This is a genomic window from Flavimobilis sp. BM9 (assembly GCF_058313055.1).
On record NZ_JBZEMO010000002.1, the window covers coordinates 413864 to 437160 of the forward strand.

The following is a 23297-nucleotide window of genomic DNA, read 5'->3' on the forward strand; positions in this document are numbered from 1 at the left end:
ATCGGGTGTAGTCTCCTGGTCATGACAGTTCCGATGGCAATCCTCGCCTTCCTGGACAGCGGCCCGACGCACGGGTTCGTCCTCAAGCGTCGGTACGACGAACTGCTCGGTCACGGCAGGGAGCTCAAGTACGGCCAGGTCTACGCCACGCTCGCGCGGCTCGAGCGCGACGGCCTCGCTGGCGGAGTGGGCATCGAGCACGGCGACGGCGCCGATCGGAAGGTCTACGCGATCACCCCCGCAGGCGCTGGCGAGCTCGACGCCTGGCTGAGCTCGCCGCACGTCCCCACGGGCAGGCCCTCGGAGCTCTTCACGAAAGTCGTCCTCGCCCTCGTCGCAGGCCGCGCCGCCGACGACGTCCTCGACACCCAGCGCCGCGCCTACCTCGGACGCATGCGCGAGCTCACCGCCGCCCGGCGCGACGGCGACGTCGTCGACCGGCTGGCCGCCGACTACGAGATCGCCCACCTCGAGGCCGACCTCCGCTGGATCGAGCTCGCAGGCACGCGCCTCGAGACGCTCGCGGAACAGGTCCGCGGCAGCGCGGCGAACCCGACCGTGACGGCCAGGACGAGCACCGAGGACGACCGATGACCACGCCCGTCCTCACAGGAACCCACCTCGCCAAGGCTTTCGGCGCGACGACCGCGCTCGTCGACGCGAGCGTCGCCGTCGCACCCGGGGAGATCGTCGCGATCATGGGACCGTCCGGCTCGGGCAAGTCCACACTCCTGCACCTCCTCGCCGGTCTCCTGCGTCCGGACGCTGGCACCGTCGAGATCGCAGGCGCACGGATCGACACGATGTCGGAGCGGCAGCGCTCCGACGTCCGGCTGCGGCAGCTCGGCTTCGTCTTCCAGCACGGCGAGCTCGTCCCGGAGCTCACCGTCGTCGAGAACGTCGAGCTGCCGTTGCGCCTCACGGGCGTGAGCGCGCGACCAGCCCGGGCCCGCGCGCTCGAGGCACTCGACCGGCTCGGGGTCGCCGGTGAGGCTGACCGTCGCCTCTCCGAGGTGTCGGGGGGACAGGCCCAGCGGGCGGCGGTCGCCCGCGCGCTCGTGCACGCACCGCCCGTGGTCCTCGCCGACGAGCCGACCGGCGCGCTCGACACGCTCACGGGTGAGCTCGTGCTCGAAGCGTTCGTCGATGCGGCGCGCGACCAGGGCACCGCCGTCGTCCTCGTCACGCACGACCTGCGCGTCGCGTCGTACGCGAGCCGTGACGTGCTCGTGCGAGACGGTCGCAGCGTCGACCAGGCCGCATACATCGGCGACCCGCGATGACATCCCTCGTCGACCTCGCCTGGCGGCTGGCCCGGGCGGGAGGGCGGCTGCGGGTAGGCGCGCAGCTCGGCGCGAACGTCCTGGGTGGGTTCGTGCTCGCGCTCGCCGCGGCTCTGCAGGGCGCCGTCCTGACCGACACCACCTCCGGTTCCGCGCGCCTCGTGCTCGCCGCCGGGACGGGTGTCGTGCTCCTGCCCCTTGTCATCCTGCTCGTCACGGTCGGCCGGTTGTCTGCCGCGACGCGTGACCGGCGGCTCGCCTCTCTGCGGGTCCTCGGGCTCACTCCCGCGCGGACGCGCACCGTCGGCGCGCTCGAAGCCGGCCTGCTGGCTGCGGCGGGTGCGGTCGTGGGCGTGCTCCTCGCGATCCCCGTGGCACCTCTGAGTGCAGGGTGGCGGTACACGGTCGCTGGCACCTATCACGGGTTGCCCGAGCCGTTCCGTGTCACTCCATCAGTCGCCGCAGGGGTCGTTGTCGTGCTCGTTGCGACCGCGGGCCTCGCGTCTGTGGCCGGGACGTGGCGGCTCGCGTCCTCCCCTCTTGCTCGGCGGGCCGCGAGCACGCGTCGTCTGCCGTTGCCGTGGGCGCTCGCGCCGCTCGGCGCGGGACTCGCGCTCACCGCGTGGCTCGCGGCGGGCATGCCCGGGACCGTCAAGACGCTGGAGCCTGATGGCGCCGTTGTGGGGGGAGCGGTACGTCTCGCCCAGATCCAGGAGTCGGACGTCCCGGTCGGGTTCGTGATCGCTGTCTGCGTGGTACTGCTCGGCGTGGGCTCCGCCTATGTGCCGTCGCTCGTCGCGTCGTGGTGCGCGGGGATCCTCGTGGGCACCCGCCGCACGGCCGCGGTCCTTGCAGGTCGGGGGATGCAGACGGAGCCGACGTCGGTCTCGCGCGTCGTGGCGAGCGTGTCGGTGGTCGTGCTGTTGACGACGTGTGCGGCGGGCTACCTCGGAGCGCTGACGTACGACGAGCAGTACCGGCTCGAGAAGCTCGCGGCGGACGGTGGGCCGATCAGTCTCCTGCTCGAGGTGGAGGGTGCGGTCGAGGATGACGAGAGCGCGGCCGTCTCGGAGGTCGGGCGTCCGCACGGCCTGACGGCGGGGGACGTCAGGGCTGCGACGGCGTTGCCGCGGGTCCTGGCTGTCGCGCCGTCCTACATGCGGCTGGATGACGACGGGCTGCCCGTCCAGGGCAGCGAGGTGTTCGTCGGCACGTGCGAGCAGCTCGCTCGCCTCGTCGTGGTGACGGGGTGCCGGGATGACCGGGCGGCGCACATCGTCGGGCGAGGCCACGAGAGGGCTGCCGACACATCGGTCACGCTCATGAGCCACGTGAGCATCGAGGATCAGGGCGCCATCACCGTCGACGTCTCCGACGACCCGATCGTGGCTGACGCCGACGCGACGGGCGAGCTATGGGAGGGTGTCGTCGGCGGTGGGGGGAGCATCGGTCCCGTGCCGTTCGGCCTCTTCGTGCCGACCGCGCTCCTGGGGGCGGATCCACCGCCCGTCATGATGGCCACGCTGTTCGCGCACGGCGGCCCCGAGGCAGCGCAGGAGGTCGCGGACGAGCTCGCGACGCTCGGTGTCGCCGCACACCTGCCCGACCTCGAGACGTACGCGTCCGTGCAGGCGCAGCGTTCGCTGCTGCTCACGTTCGTCGCGTGGTTCGTCGGCCTCGGGTGCCTGGGGATCGTGCTCGCGGCATTCGACCGTCAGCAGGAGCGTCGTCGCACGGTGGCCAGGCTCGTCGCCGTCGGTGTGCCGCCGCGGACCCTCCTCGCCGCGCAGGCCGTGCAGGTGCTCCTGCCGCTGGGGGCCGGAATCGTCCTCGCTGCCGGCTGCGGCTTGATCCTCGTGGGGGCGGTCGCCTGGTCGACCGGCACGGGGCTTGGTGTGATCGGCGCGGGGGTGCCGCTCTTCCTCGGCGTCGTCGCCGGTGTCGTCACCCTCGTGCCGCTCCTCACGCTGCCTGCCGCGACGACCCGGCTCACCCCAGAGCTCCTCCGCGAGGAGTGAGGCGCGTGTCGTGCCGGTGCAGGGGGCCGGCACGACACGCGGAGAAGGGTGCTACCCGGCCCGGGCCGGCGACCCGGCTCAGTGCTCGACGCACCACCGCATGGTCTCGCGGATCGCGGCGACGACGTCGTCGGGCTCGATGCCCAGTTCGGACGCCGTCGGCTCGATGGGGCTCGTCGCTGCGCGGTCCTGGAACCGCATCGAGTCGACGACGTGGATACCGTGCTCGGTGCCCTCGGCGGCGCACGCGGCGTCCGCCTGCTCGCCGTACGGCAGCATGGCGTCGAGCGGCACGACGACGACGTCCTCGGGGTCTCGTGCGATCGCCTCGCAGGCGAGGCGGCTGAGCTCCGCGTACGTGAGGTCGTAGCCGTTGATCGGGTAGCGGGCGCCGTGGCGCCCGTTCTCCATCGCGCCGACCGCGGCCTGGGCGACCTGACGGACGGTGACGGACGACGTCGACCCTCCGAGGACCGCGACGGGAGCGGGGCGCCGCGCGCCGTCGACGATGAACTGCCACAGCGGCCTGCGCTGGCCCACGATGCCGAAGATGTACGGGAGGCGCAGCACCATGACGTCCATCGCACCTGCGCCCTCGAAGATCGCCATCTCCTCCTGCGCGAGGCGGGCGCGCGGGTAGCCCTGCTGCTCGCGGTAGCCCAGGTCGGGGAAGCGGTCCGCGAACTCGGCGGTGTAGGAGCCGAAGAGCACGAAGCGACTGACGCCGGCCTCGCGGGCGAGGCGGGCGAGGCGCTGCGTCGGCAGGACGTTGGCCTCGTAGAAGAAGCGACCCGACGGCGCGGCGGGCACCACGCGCTCGTCAGCCCCGGCGGCGTACATGACGGCGTCCATGCCTTCGAGCAGCGAGGCTAGCTCGGCGTCGGTCATGGCGCTGACGTCGCGCCAGAGGGTCGTCACACCGGCGGGGAACTCGACGTCGACCTGGTCCATGGGCAGCGACAGCGAGGTGACGTCGTGGCCGCGGGTGACGAGCTCGAGGATCGAGTGGAAGCCGAGGAGGCCCGAGCCTCCGACGACGAGGACCTTGCTCATGGGATCTCCTCCGGGTGTGCCGTGAAACGGGCATTGGTGCCCGTTTCTTGGTTCCAGTATTCGAGCGCGCGACGCCCCTCGCGTGGGAAGAACGTCCCCCGACCCCGGTCGTCCGGGCCCTCCTACACTCAGGTGTGCCCACCGAGAGACGCGACGTCGTCCGCAACCGTGCCGCTCTCGTCGCCGCCGCCGCGCGCGTGTTCTCCGAGCGCGGTGCCGCAGCGCCGCTCGCAGAGGTGGCGAGCGAGGCGGGGGTCGGGCGCGCGACCCTCCATCGACACTTCCCGGAACGGCACCTCCTCGCGGCTGCCGTCTACCACCAGCACATCGACGACGTCGTGGCGTTCGTTGCCGCGAACGGCGGGGACGACTGCCCGCTCGAGCTCGTCGTGCGACGCATCGTCGCAGGCCAGAGCCGCCTGGCCGGACTCTTCCCGCTCTTGCGCTCGACGCCCGAGGCTGCCGACGCCCTGCTCGCGCTCGGCGCGCGCTTCGCGGCAGTCCTCGCGGCGCCGCTCGCCGCCGCGCAGCGCCGCGGCGAGGTCGACCCGTCCGTGACGGTCGACGACGTCCAGCTCGTCCTGACGATGATCGAGGGCGTCCTCGCGTCCTACGACGGGGCCGAGCTGACGATCGCCATCGACCGCGCCGTGACGATCGCCCTCGCGGGACTGCGCCGTGGTGCACTGGCTGTCGACTACCCGGCCTCGCCGTCCTAGGTGCTCGGGCGTCGCGCGGGAGAATCGGTCCATGCCTCCGAAGCGCGACGTCGTCGCCCCGCACCTCAGTCCTCTCACCCTCGGCCACCTCGAGCCCGGTGGTGCGGCAGAGCTGCTGAGCGGGGACGACATCGAGGGGCTCGAGATCGAGGGCGTGACCGTCGAGAGCCTCGACCTCACCGGAGTGACGATCCGCGAGTCTCGCGTCGTCGCGCTCGCGGCAGGGGAGGCGGAGCTGCGCTCCGCGCGGCTCCTCGAGACGCGCATCGAGCGGCCCAACATCCCCGTGCTGCGGGGTGCTCGCGGCTCGTGGCACGACGTCGTCCTCGAGGGCGGGCGCCTCGGCGCGTCCGAGCTGTACGACACCTCGTGGCGCTCGGTCCACGTCGTCGGCTGCAAGCTCGGCTACGTGAACCTGCGCGGCGCGCACCTGCGCGACGTCCTGTTCACCGACTGCACGATCGACGAGCTCGACCTCGTGCAGGCGAAGCTCGACCGGGTCGCGTTCGCCGACACGACGGTCGGCCGGCTCGACGTGCGGGACGCGACGCTCACCGACGTCGACCTCCGCGGTGCGGAGCTCGACGGTATCGACGGCGTCGCGTCCCTGCGCGGAGCGACGATCGACGGGCACCAGCTCGTCCGCCTCGCACCGCTGCTCGCACGCGAGATCGGCCTGCGCGTCGAGTGACGCGACACCGGCGTGCGGGGCGACGGTCTGGCCGTCAGGCGGAACTACGTGCCCGGCCTGCCCTCACCCGGCCTTGCGTCGAGGTAGGTGGGTGCACGCGAGGTAGGGCCATGGACGGCCCTACCTCGAGCGATGGGGCCTACCTCGCGGGCCCGGGCCTACCTCGGCGACCCCGCTCGGGCCGGCGACGGCGGTCGGTCAGGAGGCGACCGTGAAGCGGGCGCGGCGGTGGGCCGGACGCTCGATCTCGTCGACGACCGCGATCGCGAAGTCCTCGCCCGAGATGAAGGACGTGCCGGCGTCGTCGGCGAGCAGGACGTCACCGCCGACGCGGTACGACCCGGTGCGCTCGCCGGGGGCGTAGGAGCCGTAGCCGGCGGCCGGGCTGACCATGAACCAGTCGAGGTCCTCGGCCGAGTCGCGCAGGGCGTCGAGGACGCCCACCATGGTCCGCGCCTCGGCGCGGAACGCCTCCGGGAACTCGGGGCCGTCGACGAGCAGGGGCCCGCCCTCGACGACGTGCAGCGAACCGGCGCCGCCGATGATCCCGAAGCGGGCGCCGGCCTGCGCGGTGGCCGCAGCAGCGGCGAGAACCACGTCCTGGAAGGTGTCCGCGAGAGGGCCGCGGGGGGCGAGGGAGTGCACGACGACGTCGGCCCCGTCGGCGACGTGCGCGAGGGTGTCGGCGTCGAGCGCATCGCCGGTGCGGTACGTGACGCCGTCGACCTGGTCCTCGGGGAGGGTGCGGCTGATGGACGTCACCTCGTGACCGCGGGCGGCAGCCTCGCGGACGATGTTGCCGCCGGTGTAGCCGGTTCCGCCGAGCACGGTGATGCGGGTCATGGGTCCTCCTGGGTCTGGTGGGCGCTGCGCGCCGGGGTTATCCTCACCATAGGAGAGTCACTCTCCACGCGAAAGTACGCACTTTCCGGTAACCGAGGAGCGACCATGACACAGCCCTGGGACCCCTACGCGCGGGACTGCCCGTCGCGCGTCGTCCTCGACCGCATCGGCGACCGCTGGACCGTCCTCCTCGTCGGAGCGCTCGCGGACGGACCGCGCCGGTTCGGCGAGCTCGCGCGCGACGTCGACGGCATCTCGCAGAAGATGCTCACCCAGACGCTCCGCTCCCTCGAGCGCGACGGCCTCGTGCGCCGCACGGTCCACGCCGTCGTCCCCCCGCGCGTCGACTACGAGCTGACCGACGCCGGACGCTCGCTCCTCGGTCCGCTCAGCGCGCTCACGGCATGGGCGGTCGACCACATGGACCGGATCGTCGTCGCCCGCGAAGAGTTCGACGCGGCACCCTAGTGGGGTGGCGTGGGTTCCCACCGCTCTGATCCTCGGGTCCTCGGGGATGCACGTGTGCACCTACGTCGGCGAGGTGGCCTTCGGGGAAGCCTGACGGCGGACCATCTCGTCGATCCAGATCGGCGCGAACGGTGAGACGCACCCGGGCGCTGTCGGGTAGTCCTTGAGCACCTCGAGGCGTTCCCCGATCGCGACGGCACGCTCGCGGAGCTCGGGGTGGTGGATGCCGATCGTCGCGAGGCACTCGTTCATCGCCCACTGGAGGCGCTCCGGGGCGTCCTTCATGTGCCTCTCGACCAGGTCGAGCAGGCCGGGCAGGTCGAGCCCCTCGGGCTTCGTCGCGACCCGGACCGACGTCAGCGCCCAGGCGGCGGCCGCGACGACGGGGTCCGCGTCGTCGAACCACGCCACGCGCAGATCCTCGGCGTGGTGGCTCTTCTTGACGACGTAGCTGAGCAGCCAGTCGAGCACCTTCGGCACCCGGGCCGCGCGCATCATCGTGTCGAGCTCGGCTGCGGAGAAAGCCTTCGGGCGACTGATCAGGATCGCGACGAGCCGTGCGGCGGCGTCGCCGGTCGCCCACAGCTCGAGCGCGAGCTCGTGCTGCGTCTTGAGCCGTGTCGCGATCGCCCGCAACTTCGTCAGGTTCACGCCGTGCTCGTCACCGTGCCGCTCGTTGATCGCGCTGATCCTCGGGTCCTCGAGCGCGGCGAGCTCCGCCTGGACCTCGGCGACGGTCACCGTCGTGGTGGCTTGCGGCGTCATGCGTCGATCCTCGCCCTTCTGGAGCGTGGATGCGAGTGCCGTCGCACTCCTGACGGCGCGCAGGGACGCGGTCAGCCGCGCGGCCTGAGGGTGATCGTCTTGGAGGTCGAGCCCTTGATGTTCTTCGTGCCCGAGTAGACCGCGCGGACCTTGATCGAGGACTTCGGGCGCACCGGCAGCTTCACCGTGTACTCCGCGTGCCGGGTCGCCTTGATCTTGATCGTGCGGACCCGCTTCTTGCCGACGTAGACGTGCACCTTGCCGGTGATGTCCGGACCGTCCTTGAGGCGCGGGACGGTGAGGGTGACCGTCGGGCGGCTGCCCTTCGCGAAGCGCTCGCCGCTGACCTTGGTCTTCGAGACCGCCTTCGTGACGGTGATCGTGGCGCTCGTCGTCGTGGCAGGCGCGTCGTAGGCGGTTCCGGCGTACCGGATCGTCAGCTTGTGCTTGCCGACGGCGAGGGTCGGAACGAGGAAGTCGATCTTCTGCGTGCCTGTCGAGGACGTCGAACCGGTTCCCGCGAGGAGGCTGGTCACGACCTTCCCGTCGGCCAGGAGCTGCAAGGTCCCGCTGAGCGCTCCCGTGTAGGTCGCATAGATGGTCGGCCGGACTCCCCAACGGGTCTTTGCGCTGCTCAGCCTGAGCCCAGTGAGTCGTGACGGGCGCTTGGAGATCGTGAACGTGCGCGAGACGGGGGAGACCGCCTCGTGGTGGTGACCGTCCGCCCGGAGCTTGAATCGGTAGCCCGAGTACGTGCCTGGGGTGTTGTCCACGAGGGCGTAGATGCGGCCGTCCTCGACGTGGGCCGCACGGACCACCGTCCCGCGCGCGTCGAGCAGGTCGACCTTGATCTCGCGCGCGCTCTTCTCGTCAAAGTCGGTCAGCGTGGCGGCGAGGAACCCCAACCTCTCGGTGTCGTAGGAGCGCGAACCCCCGACGAGCTCGGGGCTGCCGATCACGGGGCGGTGCTTGTCGGTCGCGGTGTAGAAGCGGACCTTCTTGACCCCGAGGTTCACGTTCTCGCCCTCGGCTACCGTCACGGTCCCGAGAGCCGTGTCGAAGAGATCGGCAGACGTCCAGAGCGTGTACGTGCCCGGCAGCAGCCGCCGCACCACTGCGGTCCCGGGACCGGTCGTGAAGGTGGTGCTGGGTGTGGGGCCGCCGTCGATCCGTTCGGCGAAGAGATTCGGCAGCTCGACCGGTGTCCCGTCGGCGGTCTGGACCTCCATCACGACCGAGGCCGCTCGGTGCGCATTCACGCTGACCTGGGTGCGGGGGCGGTCTGCGGTGACCGTCACGGATCCCGCGTCTACGTCGTACGCCCAGGTGTCGCCGGATAACCCGACGTGGACTCTGTCGCCGACCGTGAGCTCGTCCGAGCGGTAGACGCCGTCCTCGTCGGTGCTGACCCACCGGGGTGTGTGCCCGAACGTCACCACGAGCCCGGCGTTGGGTACGGGATCGCCCGTCGTCGTCGTCACCGTCACCACGAGGCGGGGGATCTGTGTGAGCGTGATCGAGCCGAGGTCCACGGTACCCGCAAGGTTGACCGCCCGCGTCGTGAGGCGGTGGTCCTCCGAGTCGATGTACACGGTCGCGGGCCCGACGTCGAGCGTCTCGATGGTGAACGTCCCGTCCGCCTCGGACCACGTGTACGCGTCGGGGTCCTCGGAGTCGAGCTCGAGGTACGCGTCCGCCACGGGGCCGTCGAGGTCGACGAGGCGGCCGGTGACGACCGACGGGACGACGTCCTCGGCGAGCGCGGCGGGCACGGGCGCCCACGCGAGGGAGAGGGCTGCGAGCGCGGCGAGGATCGCGGTCCGCGCGCGGCGGTACGTGGGGGTAGACGACATCGTTCTCCTCGGGCGTCGCCGCGGCGGATCCGGGCGGATCGTGGAGGCCGACTGACGTGATGCGAACAGTAGCGATCCGGCCCGGCCGGGTACAACGTGCGCGCGGACCCCGAGGGGCTCGCACGCGAGACCAGGCCACCGGGGCTCTACCTCACGGGCAGTCCCGACCTCAGCAGGAACCCCCTGCCTCGGCGCGCCCGGAGGAAGCGCGCCGAGGCGGGGTGCCTGGGTCAGGCGACCGTGAAGGGCGCCTTGAGGAAGGTCTCCGTGCGGGAGCTCGGGCCGACGCGCAGCTCGAAGTCGCCCGGCTCGACGACGCGGTCGCCCGCGGCGTTGACGATCGTGCACTCCGCGACATGCAGCTCGACGTCGACGACGCGCGTCTCCCCGGGCGCAAGCTCGACGACGCGGTACGTCTTGAGTTCCTGGTCGGCCCAGCTCGCGGACGTGACGACGTCGCTCACGTAGACCTGCACGACCTCGCGCGCCGGGCGCGTGCCCGTGTTCGTGAGGGTGACGGTGCCGCGCACGGTGCCGTCCGCGCTGAGCGCGGACTCCGCGAGGGTGAGGTCCGCATACTCGACGGTCGTGTACGTCAGGCCCTCGCCGAACGCGAACGCTGTGCGCTGCGTGAGGTCGGCGTACCGCGAGCCGTGCTGGCCGCGCAGCTGGTTGTAGTACGTCGGCTGCTGGCCGACGTGCACCGCGAACGAGATCGGCAGGCGACCCGACGGCTCGGTGATGCCGAGCAGGATCTCGGCGAGCGCCCGCCCGCCCTGCATGCCAGGGTTGGCCGCCCAGACGAACGCGGCGGCGTCGAGCACGACCTGCGGCAGCACGTGCGGCTTGGACGCGAGGAGCACGACGACCAGCGGCTTGCCGGTCGCGGCGAGCGCCTCGAGCATGGCGACCTGCCCGCCGAGCAGCTCGAGCGTCGCAGTCGACTTGCACTCACCGACGAGCTCGATGCGGTCACCGACGACGGCGACGACGTAGTCGGCGTCCTGCGCGGCCGCGACGGCCTCGGCGATGAGCGCCTCGTCCGGCCCGGTCGGCGCGGCGACCTTCGGTCGCGGCTGCCCGTCGGGGAAGAACGCGCCGTCCGGGTCGTCGGCGAGCGTGATGATGTCCGCGCCGCGCGAGTAGGTGACCTCCCAGTCGGCGGGAACGTGGTTGCGCAGCCCGTCGAGGACGGTCGTGACCATCTCGCGCGGGTGCCCGTCCATGAGCCAGGGCGCCTGGCCGGACGCGCCGGCCCAGTCGCCGAGCGTCGTGTGCGGGTCGTCGGCGTTCGGGCCGACGACGGCGATGCGGCGCGGCGTCGCGTCGCCCCCGGTCGCGCGGGCGTCGGGCCCGGCGGTGAAGCCGCCCGCGAACGGCAGCACGCCGTCGTTCGTCAGCAGCGTGATCGAGCGGCGCGCGACGTCGAGGTTCGCGGCGGTGTGCTCGGCCGTGCCGATGACCGCCTGCTGGCGGGCGTCGTCGGGCTTGCGCGGGTCCTCGAAGAGGCCGAGCTCGAACTTGAGCGTGAGGATGCGCGCGGCTGCGGCGTCGACGAGCGCCTCGTCGAGCATGCCGCGGGCGACGGCGTCCTGCGCACCCTCGAAGAAGCCGGGCGTCGTCATGATCATGTCGTTGCCGGCCTTCACGGCCGCCGCGGCGGCGTGCGTGTGGTCGGGCATGAGGTGCTGCTCCCAGATGAGGCGGCCCACGTTGTCCCAGTCCGTGATGAGGGTGCCCGTGTAGCCCCACTCGCCGCGCAGCACGTCGTTGAGCAGCCAGTCGTTGAGGGTGATCGGCACGCCGTCGGTCGACTGGTAGCCGAGCATGAACGTGCGGCAGCCCTCGCGGGCGACGCGCTCGAACGGCGGCAGGAACCAGGAGCGCATCTTGCGGCGGGAGACGTCGGCCTCGCTCGCGTCGCGACCGCCCTGCGTCTCGGAGTACGCGGCGAAGTGCTTGGCGGTCGCGAGGATCGCCGTCGGGTCGTCGAGGCCGGCACCCTGGTAGCCGCGGACCATCGCGGACGCGAGCTCGCCGATGAGGAACGGGTCCTCGCCGAACGTCTCGGAGACGCGGCCCCAGCGCAGGTCGCGGGCGATGCACAGGACCGGGGAGAAGGTCCAGTGGATGCCGGTCGCAGCGGCCTCGACGGCGGTGATGCGGGCGGCGCGCTCGACGAGCTCGGGGTCCCAGGACGCGGCCATGCCGAGCTGGGTGGGGAAGATCGTCGTGCCCTTGAAGAAGGAGTGGCCGTGGATGCAGTCCTCGGCGATGAGGAGCGGGATGCGCAGGCGCGTGGTCTCGGTGACCTCGTGGGCTTCGCGGACCAGCTCGGGCGACGTGTGCAGGATCGAGCCGACGTGCTTCTCCTCGATGAGGTGGCGGACGCCGTAGCTCGCGTCGAGCTGGAGCATCTGGCCGACCTTCTCGGGGAGCGTCATGCGTCCGAGGAGGTCCGCGACGCGGTCGGGGACCGGGAGGGTCGGGTCGAGGTAGGGCAGGGTCACGGGAGGGTCCTCTCACGGCGGCGTCGGCGTCTCGGGCGGGGGCCCGGGGTGGGTGTGGCAGCGCTCCCACACTTGCACAGGCGAGCATAGTCGAATCGTTCCGACAAGGCCACGGGCCCTGACCAGCGGCTCTCCGTCGCCCCGCGCTGACCGATAGCCCGGGTGCACGCGTGAGGTGTGGATCGGGGCGATCGGCCGGGCGGAGGGGGAGGGTGCGTGGCCGCTCCGTGCACCGATAGCCCGGGTGCACGCGTGAGGTGTGGATCGGGGCGATCGGCCGGGCGGAGGGGGAGGGTGCGTGGCCGCTCCGTGCACCGATAGCCCGGGTGCACGCGTGAGGTGTGGATCGGGGCGATCGGCGGGGTGGCTCAGGGCCAGGGCCAGGGCCACGATCCGCACCCGGGTCCTGGACTCAGGGAGCCGGGGCGGGCGGACCGGCCGGTCGAGGCGGCTCCGGCGCCGTCACCGCCGACCCGAGGCTCGCCGCGATGACCGCCCCGGCCGCCACCACGTGCAGGGCGTCGACCGCCTGGCTCAGCAGCAGCCACCCGAACAGCATCGCGACCGCAGGCTCGAGGCTCAGCATGATCCCGAACGGTCGTGGCGACAGGCGCCGCAGCGCGGCGAGCTCGAGCGTGTACGGCACGACCGACGCCAGCAGGCCCGTGACGACCGCGAGCAGAAGCAGCGACGCGTCATGGCGCACAACGACCGCGTCTGCCGCGCCGAACGGCGCGAGCGCGACCGCCGCGACCGCCACCGCGACCACGAGACCACCCTGCCCCGGCACAGTCCGCGCCACGCGCGAGCTCGCGAGGATGTACGCCGCCCAGAACGCTCCCGCGCCGAGCGCGAACGCGACGCCCCACGGGTCGAGCCGGCCGCCGACGTCGTCCGACGACAGACCCAGCACCGCGACCCCGGCAGCCGCCGTGGCGACCCACACCAGGTCCCTCGCCCGGCGCGTCAGCACCGCTGACAGCGCGAGCGGCCCCACGAACTCGATCGTCACCGCGACCCCGAGCGGGATCCGCGCGATCGCCTCGTAGAACATGCCGTTCATCGCCGCGAGCGTCACCCCGAACACGACCGCGGCGCGCCACTGCGCCGCTGTCCATCCGCGCACGCGCGGCCGGAACAGCACCCCCAGCACGACGGCGGCCACCGCGAGCCGCAGGAACGACACCCCGGCGGGGGACACGTCGTCGAACAGGTGGGCAGCGCCCGCGGCGCCGAGCTGGAGAGACACGCACGAGCCGAGCACGAGCCCCAGCGCGGGGACGGACGACGGACGGGCGGACGGCACGTGACCACTGTCTCACCCGAGGTGGACATGTCAGGACCCGGCAGTCGAGAGATCATGTGGATGTGAGCGCCCACACGAGCGACGCCGCCACCAGGCCCGCCGCACCCTTCGACATGGCTGCCGCGCGCGCCCTCTGGGAGGAGTACGCCGCGGCCCACCCCGACGTGGTCGCCGAGCACCCCGAGTGGGAGGTCGACCGGTTCGCCGACACGGCCGACTATGCGACCGAGATCGCCGGGTGGATCGAGACGCGCCACAAGCGCGCGACGTCGGACCTCGTCGACACGTTCCTCCAGCGCGGTGTGCCGCTGCCGCGCGTCGGCGCGCACTGGGTCGTGTGCGACGGCGACGGCAAGCCCCGCTACGTCCTGCGAACCCTGGGCCTCCGCCTCGGCACGATCTGGACCGCCGACGAGTCGTTCGCTGCCGCGGAGGGCGACGGCACACTCGACGAGTGGCGCGACGTCCACCGTCGCTACTGGACACGCATCTGCGCGTCTCGTGGCGAGGTGTTCACGGACGCGACGCCCGTCGTCCTCGAGCGCTTCGAGGTGGTTTGGCCTGCTACTGCCGCCGACCGCTAAAGTGCTCCTGCGCGGCCGCTGACCAGGCCGTCCATGTCGAGCACGACCAGGGGGCACGCGGTGGCATGCACGATCTCGGGCGCACGTAGGGCTGTGGCCGTCGTCGCGACCGCAGCGCTCCTCCTGGTAGGTGCGGCCACGGCCGCCGCGCCCGCCCACGCTGCCGACCCGAAGCCCACCATCACGATCGGAACGATCAAGAACAAGAGCGTCACTCGCGGCAAGACCGCGACGATCAAGCCGGTCTACAAGACCAAGGGCAACGTCAAGGTCGTCCGCGCGCAGCTGCACGTCGTGAAGAACCGCCACTTCCTCCACCGCTACAAGAGGTCGGTCAAGCTCCCCGCCGGTAAGTACAAGATCACGACCCTCATCACGTACAAGACATGGCGGCCGCGGAAGGTCACGGATGTCAGGCTGAAGACCGTGACAGTCCCGTTGACGCAGGGCGCCGCGACGTTGCGGTGCACGGTCGGCGGGATCGTGAGCTTCGAGTACACGCACCGCGACCCGACGCATCGCGCTTCGTTGGAGTGTGTTGATCCGGTGACCCGCGGCACGGTCACGTATGGGCCCGTCGACCTGTGGTTCTCGAAGGACCAGGGGATCTGGATCGGTCACGGCCTGCAGGGCGACGGGTTCGCGCTGGCGAACCTGTGGGCCAAGGGCGCGCAGGACACGATCGTCGCCCCGAGGGACGAGCTCAAGGCCTTCGTCTCCACCAGGACGACGCGCACCGTCAAGGACTGGTCGTACGAGAAGACCAAGCAGAAGGTGCAGTGGGTGACCGTCCGGCCCCGGTGACCTGCAGGGACCCCGGCTTGCTCGCACAGGCTCGCGCGTCTCCAGGCTCATGCTCGACGCCCGAGGTGCCGATAGGTGAGCAGCGGTGCGTCCGGGGGGATCTGAGGGGCCCGAGCCGCGCCGGATCCGGGCACCACCACCAAGGAGAAGCACCATGTCAGTCATCACCTCCGGCGCGCGCAGGATCGTCGCCACCGTCGCGACCTCCGCGCTCATCCTCGCCGGCGCAGCCGTCGCTGCCGCGCCTGCCGGCGCAGCCGACGTCAAGCCCACCGTCTCGATCGGCAAGATCGCGAAGAAGTCGGTCGTCAAGGGCAAGAAGGCGACGGTCAAGCCGGTCGTCAGGGCCAAGGGCAACGTCAAGATCCTCTCGACGACCGTCACCGTGACCAAGGCGGGCAAGGCTGTCGCGAAGAACAAGAAGTCCGCGAAGCTCGGCACGGGCGTCTACAAGGTCAAGACGACCGTCACGTACAAGACGTGGACCACGAAGACCACGACGAAGAAGGTCACGGTCCCGCTCACCGACGGCATGGCGCCGATGATGTGCAAGGCGTCCGACGTCGAGAAGATCAAGCCGGTCGAGATGCTCACGCACATGGCCGACGTCGCGTGCACCGACCCGAAGACCAAGGGCACCGTCAAGTTCTCGAACGTCCTCTTCGGCTACGACGAGAACGACGGCGCCTGGTACGGCGCCGACCTTCGCGGCAACGGCATCGCCTTCGAGGACCTCATGCGCACCACGTCGCAGGAGTCCTATGTCATCCCCGTCGACTCGCTGAAGGTCACCGTCAAGACCAAGACGAAGGTCTGGTCGAAGATCAAGACCAAGAAGTCCGTGCAGACGGTGAAGATCGCCGCTGAGTGATGTGACAGGGCCGGGCGCTGAGGCGCCCGGCCCTCGTCGTCCGGCGCCGGACCTAGGCGTTCGTCGTGTCCGAGGCCCCGGTCAGCGACCGGACCGTCGGTCCGCGCTCAGCGGGTGGGCGGCGCCGTCGAGCCGCGCACGACGAGCGACGTCTCGACGACGGTCTCGTGCTCTGTGGGCCGGCCCGCGAGGGTGTCGAGGAGAAGCTGCGCGGCAAGCTCGCCCTGCAGGGCGACCTGCTGGTTGACGGTCGTGAGGTCGACGAACGACGAGACGGGATGGTCGTCGATGCCGACGATCGAGATGTCCTCCGGGATGCGCAGGCCGCGCCGGACGATCGCCTGGGTCGCGCCGTAGGCGAGCTCGTCGCTGTGCGCGAAGACCGCGGTGGGCATGGGGTCGCCCCGCTCGGCGCAGCCGTCGAGGATCGAGTCCATCGCTGCGGCCGCTTCCGTGCCGACCCAGGTGATGTTCCGGACGAGGTTGCCGTCGGCGGCGACGCCGGCGTCGCGCAGCGCCTCGTGCCAGGCGCGTGACCGGCCGGACGCGTCGGGCCAGTCGGGGTGGTGCGGGTCGGTGCCAGCGATCATGGCGATGCGCCGGTGGCCGAGGTCCAGCAGGTGCTGGACGGCTTGCCGTCCCGCGGCGGAGTCGTCGATGTGGACGTTCGGGTAGTCCGCCGTCTGACCGCCTGCGGCGACCACCTGGACGCCGAGCAGCTCGAGGCGCTTCTGCTCTGCGGCGTCGACGGGGAAGGCGACGGCGATGACGGCGTCGACCTTGCGGCGCGCGGGCAGCCGGGTGAGGAACGTGGCTCGGTCCTCGGGACCGTCGACGTGGTACAGCAGGAGGTCCATGTTGGCGCGGGACAGCACGCGCTCGATCCCGGAGACCATCTCGCCGAAGAACCACCGGTTGATGTGCGGGACGACGAGCGCGACACGGCGGGCGGCGCCGCCCGCGAGGCGCTGCGCCTCGGGGGAGGCGACGTAGTCGAGCTCGCTCGCTGCTTCGAGGACGCGGGCGCGGGTCGACGCGGCGACGCCGTAGGCGCCGTTGAGCGCGCGCGACGCGGTCGCGAGGGAGACTCCGGCGGCCTGGGCGACGTCGTTGAGGCTCGGCGTGCTTCCAGAGGACATGTGCCGATCGTATGCCTGGAGCGGGCTCAAAAGAAAGCGCTTCCGGCGGATCGCCCCTTGACGTCGGAAGCGCTTCCGATCCATGCTGGGAACATGAAGAACCAGGTCCAGCTCATCACCTACGCCGACCGCCTCGGCGGCGACCTCGCCGGCACCGCGCGCATCCTGCGCGAACGCTTCGCAGGAGCGTTCGGCGGCGTGCACCTCCTGCCCTTCTTCACGCCGTTCGACGGCGCCGACGCGGGCTTCGACCCCGTGGACCACACCGCCGTCGACCCCCGCCTCGGCTCGTGGGACGACGTCCGCGACCTCTCCCAGACGCACGACACCGTCGTCGACCTCATCGTCAACCACGTCTCCGCCGACTCCGCTGCGTTCCAGGACGTGCTGCGCCACGGCACGGCGTCCCAGCATTTCCCCATGTTCCTCACCATGTCGTCCGTCTTCCCCGACGGCGCGACCGAGGCCGAGCTCGCGCGCATCTACCGCCCCCGCCCCGGCCTGCCCTTCACCGCGATGCGCCTCGGCGACGAGCTGCGCTTCGTGTGGACGACGTTCACGCCGCAGCAGGTCGACATCGACATCCGCTCCGAGCAGGGCCGCGCCTACCTCACGAGCATCCTCGACGCCGTCGCCGCCGCCGGCGTGAGCCTCGTGCGGCTCGACGCCGTCGGCTACGCCGTCAAGACGCCCGGCACGACGAGCTTCATGACCCCCGAGACGTTCACGTTCATCGAAGAGTTCACCGCCGAGGCCCGCGCCAAGGGCGTCGAGGTCCTCGTCGAGGTGCACTCGTACTACCAGCGGCAGATCGAGATCGGCCGGTCCGTCGACCTCGTCTACGACTTCGCCCTGCCGCCCCTCGTGCTGCACGCCCTGTATACGGGCGACGGCTCCGTCCTCGCCGAGTGGATGCGCATCCGCCCCCGCAACGCCGTGACCGTCCTCGACACGCACGACGGCATCGGCGTGATCGACGTCGGCCCCGACCAGACCGTGCGCCCCGGCGAGGCCCCGCGCCCCGGCCTGCTCGACGCCGCCCAGATCGACCAGCTCGTCGAGGGCATCCACGAGCACACGCGCGGCACGAGCCGCCTCGCGACCGGCGCCGCGGCGTCGAACCTCGACCTGTACCAGGTCAACTCGACGTTCTACGACGCCCTCGGCGGCGATGACCGCCGGTACCTCGCGGCCCGCGCCATCCAGGTGTTCACGCCCGGCGTGCCGCAGGTCTACTACGTCGGCGCGCTCGCGGGCGGCAACGACGTCGAGCTCCTCGAGCGCACGGGTGTCGGGCGGGACATCAACCGGCACCACTTCACCCCCGCCGAGATCGACGCGGCGCTCGAGCGTCCGGTCGTGCGCGCCCAGCTCGACCTGTTCCGCCTGCGCAACGAGGTCCCCGCGTTCGACGGCGACGTCGAGGCGAGCCTCGACGGCAGCGTCCTGACGATGGTGCGCCGCGGCGTCGAGGTGCCCGACGCCGTCGCGACCCTGCGCGTCGACCTCGCCACGGGCGAGGCGGACGTCGAGGTCGCCGGGCCCGCGCCGCGGACCTGGACGTCGGTTCTCGGCTGAGCCTGGCCTGGACGGTCTCCCGAGCCGGGGCCGCCCAGGTAGGGGATGGCACGCGAGACAGCGCCTTCCGGGGCCCTACCTCGCAGGCGAGCCCCTCCTTCGCGCGCGGGGCCCTGTCTCGCACCCGCAGCAGGTCGCACGACGGGCAGCGGGAGGCGCCCGGTACAGGCGGTCTGTGCCCGACGAGGCAGACCGTCACGCCCGTGGCTCGAGGAGGCGTGCGGTTGCCTCGCCGACCGCCGCACCCGTGTCGGCCAGAGCGCGCTCGCGGCCGCACGTCTCCACGAGGCTCGCGACCGCGAACGGAGTGACGGCCCCCGGCGCGAGGTCCCCGACGACGGCGGCGACGGGCGCGCCCGCGGCGCGCGCCCGGTCGGCGACCCCGCCCACGACCTTCCCCGCGAACGACGTCGCGTCCAGCAGACCCTCACCGGTGATCACGAGGTCGGCACGGGCGATCGCGGCGTCGAGCCCGACGACGTCCGCGACGAGGTCGAAGCCCGGCACGAGGCGGGCGCCGAGCGCCGCGAGCCCGCCCGCGAGGCCACCCGCCGCCCCCGATCCCGGGATCGCGCCGACGTCCACCCCGAACCGCCGCTCGTAGAGCCGTCGCAGCGCCGCGAGACGACGCGTGAGCGTGTCGACCTGCTCGGGTGTCGCGCCCTTCTGCGGACCGAACTCGCGGGCCGCGTCCTCGAAGCGCGTGGTGACGTCGTACGCGACCTCGAGCGTCACGCCTGCCGGGAGCGCACCGATGGCGTCGAGGGCCGGGGCGCCGCCGTCCGTCATGGCAGAGCCGCCGACCGTGACGACGATGCGCGTCGCGCCGTCGTCCAGCGCGGCACGCACGAGCTGGCCCGTTCCCTGGCTCGTCGCGTCGAGCGGCCGCAGCCGCTGCCCGGCGAGCAGCGCGAGGCCGGACGCTCGCGCAGACTCGATCACGGCCGTGCCGTCCTCGAGCCGCCAGCCCGCCGTGACTGGCGCGCCGAGCGGACCGGTCACCGTCGTCGTGCGGTTCGGGCCGCCGAGGACGTCGAGCGTGCCGTCGCCGCCGTCCGCGAGGGGCAGCAGCTCGGTCGTGTGGCCGCGCTCCGCGCAGACAGCGGCGATCGCGGCGGCGACCTCCGGAGCGGTCGCGGTCCCCTTGAACTTGTCGGGGCAGATCAGGATGTGCACAGGTCCCATCGTGCCCCGCCGCAACGATGCCCTGCCTCCGCGCCGCAACGCTGCCCCCCGCCGCGCCGGATCGCTGAGGTAGGGCCTGGCACGCGAGACAGCGCGCTCCACGGGCCTACCTCGCGCGGAAGGGCCTACCTCACGCCGGGCGACCCGACCGCAACTACCGCTGCGGCCGGGCCCGGACGAGGGCGAGCGCCGCGACGAGCAGGACCGCGACGACACCGCCGAGCACGCACAGCGTGCCGTAGCTCCACGTCGACACGACGACCCCGGACAGCACTCCCGCGCCGGCCCCGGCGAGCGACACGAGGACGTCGACCGACCCCTGCGTGCGCGCGCGACGGTCGAGCGGGAGGTTCTCGGCGACCGCCGTCGTCCCGGCGACGAGGCCCAGGCTCCATCCGAGGCCGAGCAGCCCGAGGGCGAACGCGAGCCACGGTACCGACGACTCGGGGGCGAGCCACGCGACGAAGCTCGCCGCGAGCAGCGTCAGCCCGGCCAGACCCGCGACGACGCGTGACCCGAGCCGGTCGACGAGCCAGCCCGACAGCGGTGACGGGAGGTACATCGCGCCGATGTGGATCGCGATGACCAGCCCGGTCGCGCCGAGCCCGTGACCGTGCGCCTTCATGTGGATCGGCGTCATCGTCATGATCGCTGCCATGACGATCTGCGTGACGATCATGGTGGTCGCGCCGAGGCGTACGCCCGGCGCGGACCCCGGCGCGCTGTCACCGCCGCTGACGTCGTCGCCCGGCTCGGGCTGCACGGGTGCCGTCGCCGCGTGCTCGCGGGCGAGCAGCAGCGGGTCGGGCCGCAGCGCGACGGCGAGGATCGCGGCTGCGGCGCCGTACGCGACCGCAGCGAGCAGGAAGGGGCCGGCGAGGCGCGGGATGGAGAGGGTGTCTGCGACGTCGCCCATCACCCCGACGAGGTTGGGGCCGGCGACCGCGCCGAGAGTCGTCGCGACGAGGACCGTCGAGACGGCTCGGCCGCGGTTGGTGGGAGCTGCGAGGTCGGCGCCCGCGTAGCGCGCCTGGAGGTTGGTCGCGTTGCCCGCGCCGTACACGAACAGGGAGGCGAGGAGCAGCACGGCGGACCCGAGCACGGCGGCGACGATGACGCCGACCGCGCCGAGCGCGCCGGCGAGGTAGCCGAGCGCGAGGCCGGGGCGGCGCCCGCGCAGCTGGGACACCCGCCCGACGGCGGCGGCGGCGAGCGCCCCGCCCGCCGCGAAGAGGGCGGTGGGCAGGCCGGACAGCGCGGTCGAGCCGAGCAGGTCTTGGGCGAGCAGCGCCCCCACCGTGGTGCCCGCGGCGAGCCCGGCCCCGGAGAGGAGCTGGGCGCCGACGAGGACGTTCAGGGTGCGGCGTTGGGCGTGCGCGGTCTCGGGCTGGTCAGGTGCGATGGCCACGAGCGCAGTGTGTCACCGCGAGCCGGTGCGGCGCGCGGGGTGCTCGTGGTGGCGGCGCGGCTCAGAAGGTGTGCGGCGCGACGACGGTGACGGACGCGCCGGCGGTGGCCAGGGCGTCGATCAGCAGTGCGGCCTCGGCTGGGGTGTACAGGCGCGGGAGGTCGGAGGGGGCGGTGAGGGCGAGGCGCTGGCTCGGCGTGAGGCTGCCGTGCTCCTCGATCGCGTGGCGGACGGCGCCGGAGAGTGCGCCGTGGGGGGCCCCGCCGTCGGCGAGGCGGAGGCTCACGAACGGGTTCGTGGCGGGTGCGGGCCGACGAACATAGGAGGCCCGGGCGTGGGTACGTCCGTCGAGGCTTGTCGTGATCGTCATGGGCAACAGCATGAAGGCGAGTAAAGAAAGAGTCAAGCCCACGCGGCGGAAGTGTCATGTATCACTCTCGGCAGAGTCAGGACCGAGGTCCTAGACGGGCGGCTCTGATCTGCAGCGATACGTCTCATCTGCACCGACCCCACTCTTTGTTACGTTCTGAGACGTGAATGCCAAGACCATCACCTCCCTCACCCTCACGGCCGTACTCGCGACGAGCCTGGCAGCCTGCTCGTCCGACGACCCCGCCGCACCCGCACCCGCCCCCGCGACGTCGTCGAGCAGCGGCGCGGCACCCGCGAAGACCTCCGAGCCGGCTGAGCCTGCACCGACCGAGACTGCTCCCGCCCCCGCGCAAACGCCCGACTCGTGCACCGACGTCTCGACCGCCGCAGGCGCGGACGTTGCCGGCACGGCCCTCGGCACGTGCGTCGTCGACGCCATGACCGCCGCCGGCACCGGACAGATGGTCGTCGAGGACGGGACGAGCACGAGCACCGTCGTGTTCCGGTTCGACCCGAAGTACAGCGCCTACGTCACCGGCGGCGTCGATGGCGGGCTCGGACTGATCCTCGAGGAGAAGACCGGCTGGTTCCTCCAGGCCGGCACCTGGGTCCAGGAGGGCAGCGGCGACCAGCTCGTCGACGCCGCGATCGGCCTCGCCCGCGTCTTCAGCGACCCGCTCATGATCAAGACCTACCTCGGCACGTGCGACACGTGGTCGACGAAGGGCAGTGACGGCGTGCAGACCCGCTACGACTGCACGGACACGTTCACGTTCGCCGGGTCGTCGATGAGCGACGTCTGGTTCACGGTCGACGAGGACTTCCTCGGCGTCGAGTCCGTCGCGACGGCATCGATGGCGGGCATGTCTGCGACGACGACGCAGACCTTCTCCCGCTGGGGCGAGCCCGTCGAGATCCCCGACCCGCGCTGACGCCGCGCCCGTCGCGCGACGTGCTCAGCGTGCCGCGGTCCAGTGGGCCGGCCGGCGGAGCCGCCCGGGGATCTTGGTCAGCGCGTCGCCGGTAGCGGCCTCGAGCTGAGCCTGGCTGCAGAACAGCGTCTGGCTGAGGTCCGCGCCGTGGAGGCGTGCACCGCGCAGGTCAGCCCCCGTGAGGTCCGCCCAGCGCAGGTCGGCACCGCGCAGGTCCGCCCCCACCGCCACGGCGCCGCGGAGGTTGCCCGCGAAGAGGTCGGCCCGGCGCAGGTCGGCACCGACGAGGTCGGCACCCGCAAGGTCCGACGGCGCGCGGTCGCCCGCGTGGGCCGCGCGCACCTCGTCGCTGACGTGCCGCAGGACGGCGACGACCGAGTCGTGGTGCGCTCCGGCGTCGGCCGCGAGGATCTCAGCAGGCAGCGCGTGGGCGAGCTGCTCGGACCGCTCGATCGCGCGGTCGAGCGCGGCGCTCGGGAACCCCAGCTCGGCAGCCTCGAGGAGGAGCCGGAGCAGCTCGTGGACGTGCCTGAGGCGGGGGAGCAGCGCGAACATCGCGCCCGCGGCGGCAGGGTCGGTGCGCCAGCTGCGGCCGGGATGCAGGGCGGTGATGCGTTGCCCGGCGCCGTAGCAGTCGTAGGCGACGCAGCCGGCGTATCCCGAGGGGCGCAGCCGGTCATGGATGCCGCACACGGTGGCGTCGAGGTGGCCGCACGGGGTGCCGGCTGGCTTGTCGACAGGGAAGTCCGACGAGCGGGACAGGTCGAGCGCGACGCAGCAGAGCGCCAGGCAGGCGGCGCAGTCGGCACGCAGGTCTGTGCGCGCGTCGAGCCGTTCACGGTCGGGAGGGGTCACCCGACCAGGCTAGGAGCGGGGACGAGGCGCTGACCACGACAAATCGCCAGCCCGGCACGT

The 23297-nt window shown here is 72.2% G+C and carries 22 protein-coding genes; 11 read left to right on the top strand and 11 right to left on the bottom strand.

What is annotated here, in order from left to right:
- Nucleotides 1–21: 21 nt before the first annotated feature.
- From AC4F3Q_RS05980 to AC4F3Q_RS05990, 3 genes are read left to right on the top strand one after another with little or no spacing between them, the layout of a single operon-like run.
- Entirely contained in the window at nt 22–594 is a 573-nt protein-coding gene (locus AC4F3Q_RS05980; protein WP_491039158.1) for a PadR family transcriptional regulator, read from the top strand.
- Complete coding sequence (locus AC4F3Q_RS05985) at nt 591–1283, top strand: ABC transporter ATP-binding protein (protein ID WP_491039159.1); 693 nt, start codon at nt 591–593, stop codon at nt 1281–1283. Before AC4F3Q_RS05980 ends, AC4F3Q_RS05985 begins: the two co-directional genes overlap by 4 nt.
- Nucleotides 1280–3301 carry an FtsX-like permease family protein gene (locus AC4F3Q_RS05990; protein ID WP_491039160.1) on the top strand — a complete coding sequence of 674 codons (2022 nt, stop codon included), beginning with the start codon at nt 1280–1282 and terminating at the stop codon, nt 3299–3301. The genes AC4F3Q_RS05985 and AC4F3Q_RS05990 overlap by 4 nt, the downstream gene beginning before the upstream one ends.
- Nucleotides 3302–3379: 78 nt before the next feature.
- On the opposite strand, the gene AC4F3Q_RS05995 is transcribed toward AC4F3Q_RS05990, so the two are convergent.
- Nucleotides 3380–4354 carry an NAD-dependent epimerase/dehydratase family protein gene (locus AC4F3Q_RS05995; RefSeq protein WP_491039161.1) on the bottom strand — a complete coding sequence of 325 codons (975 nt, stop codon included), beginning with the start codon at nt 4352–4354 and terminating at the stop codon, nt 3380–3382.
- A 134-nt stretch (nt 4355–4488) separates the two neighbouring features.
- Between AC4F3Q_RS05995 and AC4F3Q_RS06000 the strand changes: the two genes are divergently transcribed.
- Together AC4F3Q_RS06000 and AC4F3Q_RS06005 are read left to right on the top strand one after the other, a co-directional pair.
- Nucleotides 4489–5073 carry a TetR/AcrR family transcriptional regulator gene (locus AC4F3Q_RS06000; RefSeq protein WP_491039162.1) on the top strand — a complete coding sequence of 195 codons (585 nt, stop codon included), beginning with the start codon at nt 4489–4491 and terminating at the stop codon, nt 5071–5073.
- A 31-nt stretch (nt 5074–5104) separates the two neighbouring features.
- Nucleotides 5105–5764: a pentapeptide repeat-containing protein gene (locus AC4F3Q_RS06005; RefSeq protein ID WP_491039163.1), complete on the top strand. Its 660-nt coding sequence runs from the start codon at nt 5105–5107 to the stop codon at nt 5762–5764.
- Between the two features lie 198 nt (nt 5765–5962).
- Here AC4F3Q_RS06005 and AC4F3Q_RS06010 read toward each other — a convergent pair whose 3' ends face one another.
- Nucleotides 5963–6607, bottom strand: a complete 645-nt coding sequence (locus tag AC4F3Q_RS06010) for an NAD(P)-dependent oxidoreductase (RefSeq protein ID WP_491039164.1) — start codon at nt 6605–6607, stop codon at nt 5963–5965.
- 105 nt (nt 6608–6712) lie between these two features.
- On the opposite strand from AC4F3Q_RS06010, the gene AC4F3Q_RS06015 reads away from it, so the two are divergent.
- The gene (locus AC4F3Q_RS06015; protein ID WP_491039165.1) at nt 6713–7075 is read left to right on the top strand and encodes a winged helix-turn-helix transcriptional regulator; all 363 of its coding nucleotides are present in this window, start codon (nt 6713–6715) and stop codon (nt 7073–7075) included.
- 60 nt (nt 7076–7135) lie between these two features.
- Here AC4F3Q_RS06015 and AC4F3Q_RS06020 read toward each other — a convergent pair whose 3' ends face one another.
- The 4 genes from AC4F3Q_RS06020 to AC4F3Q_RS06035 all read right to left on the bottom strand — a co-directional run bounded on the left by AC4F3Q_RS06020 (nt 7136) and on the right by AC4F3Q_RS06035 (nt 13509).
- Nucleotides 7136–7840: a DNA alkylation repair protein gene (locus tag AC4F3Q_RS06020; protein WP_491039166.1), complete on the bottom strand. Its 705-nt coding sequence runs from the start codon at nt 7838–7840 to the stop codon at nt 7136–7138.
- 71 nt (nt 7841–7911) lie between these two features.
- Nucleotides 7912–9693: a hypothetical protein gene (locus AC4F3Q_RS06025; RefSeq protein ID WP_491039167.1), complete on the bottom strand. Its 1782-nt coding sequence runs from the start codon at nt 9691–9693 to the stop codon at nt 7912–7914.
- A gap of 230 nt (nt 9694–9923) precedes the next feature.
- Entirely contained in the window at nt 9924–12203 is a 2280-nt protein-coding gene (locus AC4F3Q_RS06030) for an exo-beta-d-1,3/1,6-glucosidase (protein WP_491039168.1), read from the bottom strand.
- Nucleotides 12204–12615: 412 nt separating this feature from the next.
- Nucleotides 12616–13509, bottom strand: coding sequence for an EamA family transporter (locus AC4F3Q_RS06035; RefSeq protein ID WP_491039169.1), 894 nt, complete (start codon nt 13507–13509; stop codon nt 12616–12618).
- A 62-nt stretch (nt 13510–13571) separates the two neighbouring features.
- Here AC4F3Q_RS06035 and AC4F3Q_RS06040 point away from each other — a divergent pair, with 62 nt between their 5' ends.
- The 3 genes from AC4F3Q_RS06040 (at nt 13572) to AC4F3Q_RS06050 (ending at nt 15768) form a co-directional block, all read left to right on the top strand.
- On the top strand, nt 13572–14093 hold the full coding sequence (locus AC4F3Q_RS06040) for an ASCH domain-containing protein (protein WP_491039170.1): 522 nt from the start codon (nt 13572–13574) through the stop codon (nt 14091–14093).
- A gap of 60 nt (nt 14094–14153) precedes the next feature.
- Nucleotides 14154–14897, top strand: coding sequence for a hypothetical protein (locus AC4F3Q_RS06045; RefSeq protein WP_491039171.1), 744 nt, complete (start codon nt 14154–14156; stop codon nt 14895–14897).
- Between the two features lie 154 nt (nt 14898–15051).
- Nucleotides 15052–15768, top strand: coding sequence for a hypothetical protein (locus tag AC4F3Q_RS06050; protein ID WP_491039172.1), 717 nt, complete (start codon nt 15052–15054; stop codon nt 15766–15768).
- A gap of 107 nt (nt 15769–15875) precedes the next feature.
- Here the strand turns inward: AC4F3Q_RS06050 and AC4F3Q_RS06055 are convergent, their stop codons facing one another.
- The gene (locus tag AC4F3Q_RS06055) at nt 15876–16907 is read right to left on the bottom strand and encodes a LacI family DNA-binding transcriptional regulator (protein ID WP_491039173.1); all 1032 of its coding nucleotides are present in this window, start codon (nt 16905–16907) and stop codon (nt 15876–15878) included.
- A gap of 93 nt (nt 16908–17000) precedes the next feature.
- Here AC4F3Q_RS06055 and gtfA point away from each other — a divergent pair, with 93 nt between their 5' ends.
- Complete coding sequence (gene gtfA, locus AC4F3Q_RS06060) at nt 17001–18485, top strand: sucrose phosphorylase (protein ID WP_491039174.1); 1485 nt, start codon at nt 17001–17003, stop codon at nt 18483–18485.
- Between the two features lie 195 nt (nt 18486–18680).
- Here the strand turns inward: gtfA and AC4F3Q_RS06065 are convergent, their stop codons facing one another.
- From AC4F3Q_RS06065 to AC4F3Q_RS06075, 3 genes are all read right to left on the bottom strand, one after another.
- The gene (locus AC4F3Q_RS06065; RefSeq protein WP_491039175.1) at nt 18681–19661 is read right to left on the bottom strand and encodes a glycerate kinase; all 981 of its coding nucleotides are present in this window, start codon (nt 19659–19661) and stop codon (nt 18681–18683) included.
- Nucleotides 19662–19824: 163 nt separating this feature from the next.
- Nucleotides 19825–21078 (bottom strand): MFS transporter, encoded by a 1254-nt coding sequence (locus AC4F3Q_RS06070; protein WP_491039176.1) that lies wholly within the window; start codon nt 21076–21078, stop codon nt 19825–19827.
- Nucleotides 21079–21139: 61 nt separating this feature from the next.
- Entirely contained in the window at nt 21140–21448 is a 309-nt protein-coding gene (locus tag AC4F3Q_RS06075) for a hypothetical protein (protein ID WP_491039177.1), read from the bottom strand.
- Nucleotides 21449–21611: 163 nt separating this feature from the next.
- Here AC4F3Q_RS06075 and AC4F3Q_RS06080 point away from each other — a divergent pair, with 163 nt between their 5' ends.
- On the top strand, nt 21612–22382 hold the full coding sequence (locus AC4F3Q_RS06080) for a hypothetical protein (protein ID WP_491039178.1): 771 nt from the start codon (nt 21612–21614) through the stop codon (nt 22380–22382).
- A gap of 24 nt (nt 22383–22406) precedes the next feature.
- Here AC4F3Q_RS06080 and AC4F3Q_RS06085 read toward each other — a convergent pair whose 3' ends face one another.
- Nucleotides 22407–23237, bottom strand: a complete 831-nt coding sequence (locus AC4F3Q_RS06085) for a pentapeptide repeat-containing protein (protein WP_491039179.1) — start codon at nt 23235–23237, stop codon at nt 22407–22409.
- Nucleotides 23238–23297: the final 60 nt, after the last annotated feature.

Coding starts and splice junctions, on each gene's coding strand:
- AC4F3Q_RS06020 (WP_491039166.1), bottom strand. CDS start 7,840: ATGACGCCGCAAGCCACCACGACGGTGACCGTCGCCGAGGTCCAGGCG.
- AC4F3Q_RS05980 (WP_491039158.1), top strand. CDS start 22: ATGACAGTTCCGATGGCAATCCTCGCCTTCCTGGACAGCGGCCCGACG.
- AC4F3Q_RS06050 (WP_491039172.1), top strand. CDS start 15,052: ATGTCAGTCATCACCTCCGGCGCGCGCAGGATCGTCGCCACCGTCGCG.
- AC4F3Q_RS06055 (WP_491039173.1), bottom strand. CDS start 16,907: ATGTCCTCTGGAAGCACGCCGAGCCTCAACGACGTCGCCCAGGCCGCC.
- AC4F3Q_RS06015 (WP_491039165.1), top strand. CDS start 6,713: ATGACACAGCCCTGGGACCCCTACGCGCGGGACTGCCCGTCGCGCGTC.
- AC4F3Q_RS06025 (WP_491039167.1), bottom strand. CDS start 9,693: ATGTCGTCTACCCCCACGTACCGCCGCGCGCGGACCGCGATCCTCGCC.
- AC4F3Q_RS05990 (WP_491039160.1), top strand. CDS start 1,280: ATGACATCCCTCGTCGACCTCGCCTGGCGGCTGGCCCGGGCGGGAGGG.
- AC4F3Q_RS06075 (WP_491039177.1), bottom strand. CDS start 21,448: ATGACGATCACGACAAGCCTCGACGGACGTACCCACGCCCGGGCCTCC.
- AC4F3Q_RS06010 (WP_491039164.1), bottom strand. CDS start 6,607: ATGACCCGCATCACCGTGCTCGGCGGAACCGGCTACACCGGCGGCAAC.
- AC4F3Q_RS05995 (WP_491039161.1), bottom strand. CDS start 4,354: ATGAGCAAGGTCCTCGTCGTCGGAGGCTCGGGCCTCCTCGGCTTCCAC.
- AC4F3Q_RS06005 (WP_491039163.1), top strand. CDS start 5,105: ATGCCTCCGAAGCGCGACGTCGTCGCCCCGCACCTCAGTCCTCTCACC.
- gtfA (WP_491039174.1), top strand. CDS start 17,001: ATGAAGAACCAGGTCCAGCTCATCACCTACGCCGACCGCCTCGGCGGC.
- AC4F3Q_RS05985 (WP_491039159.1), top strand. CDS start 591: ATGACCACGCCCGTCCTCACAGGAACCCACCTCGCCAAGGCTTTCGGC.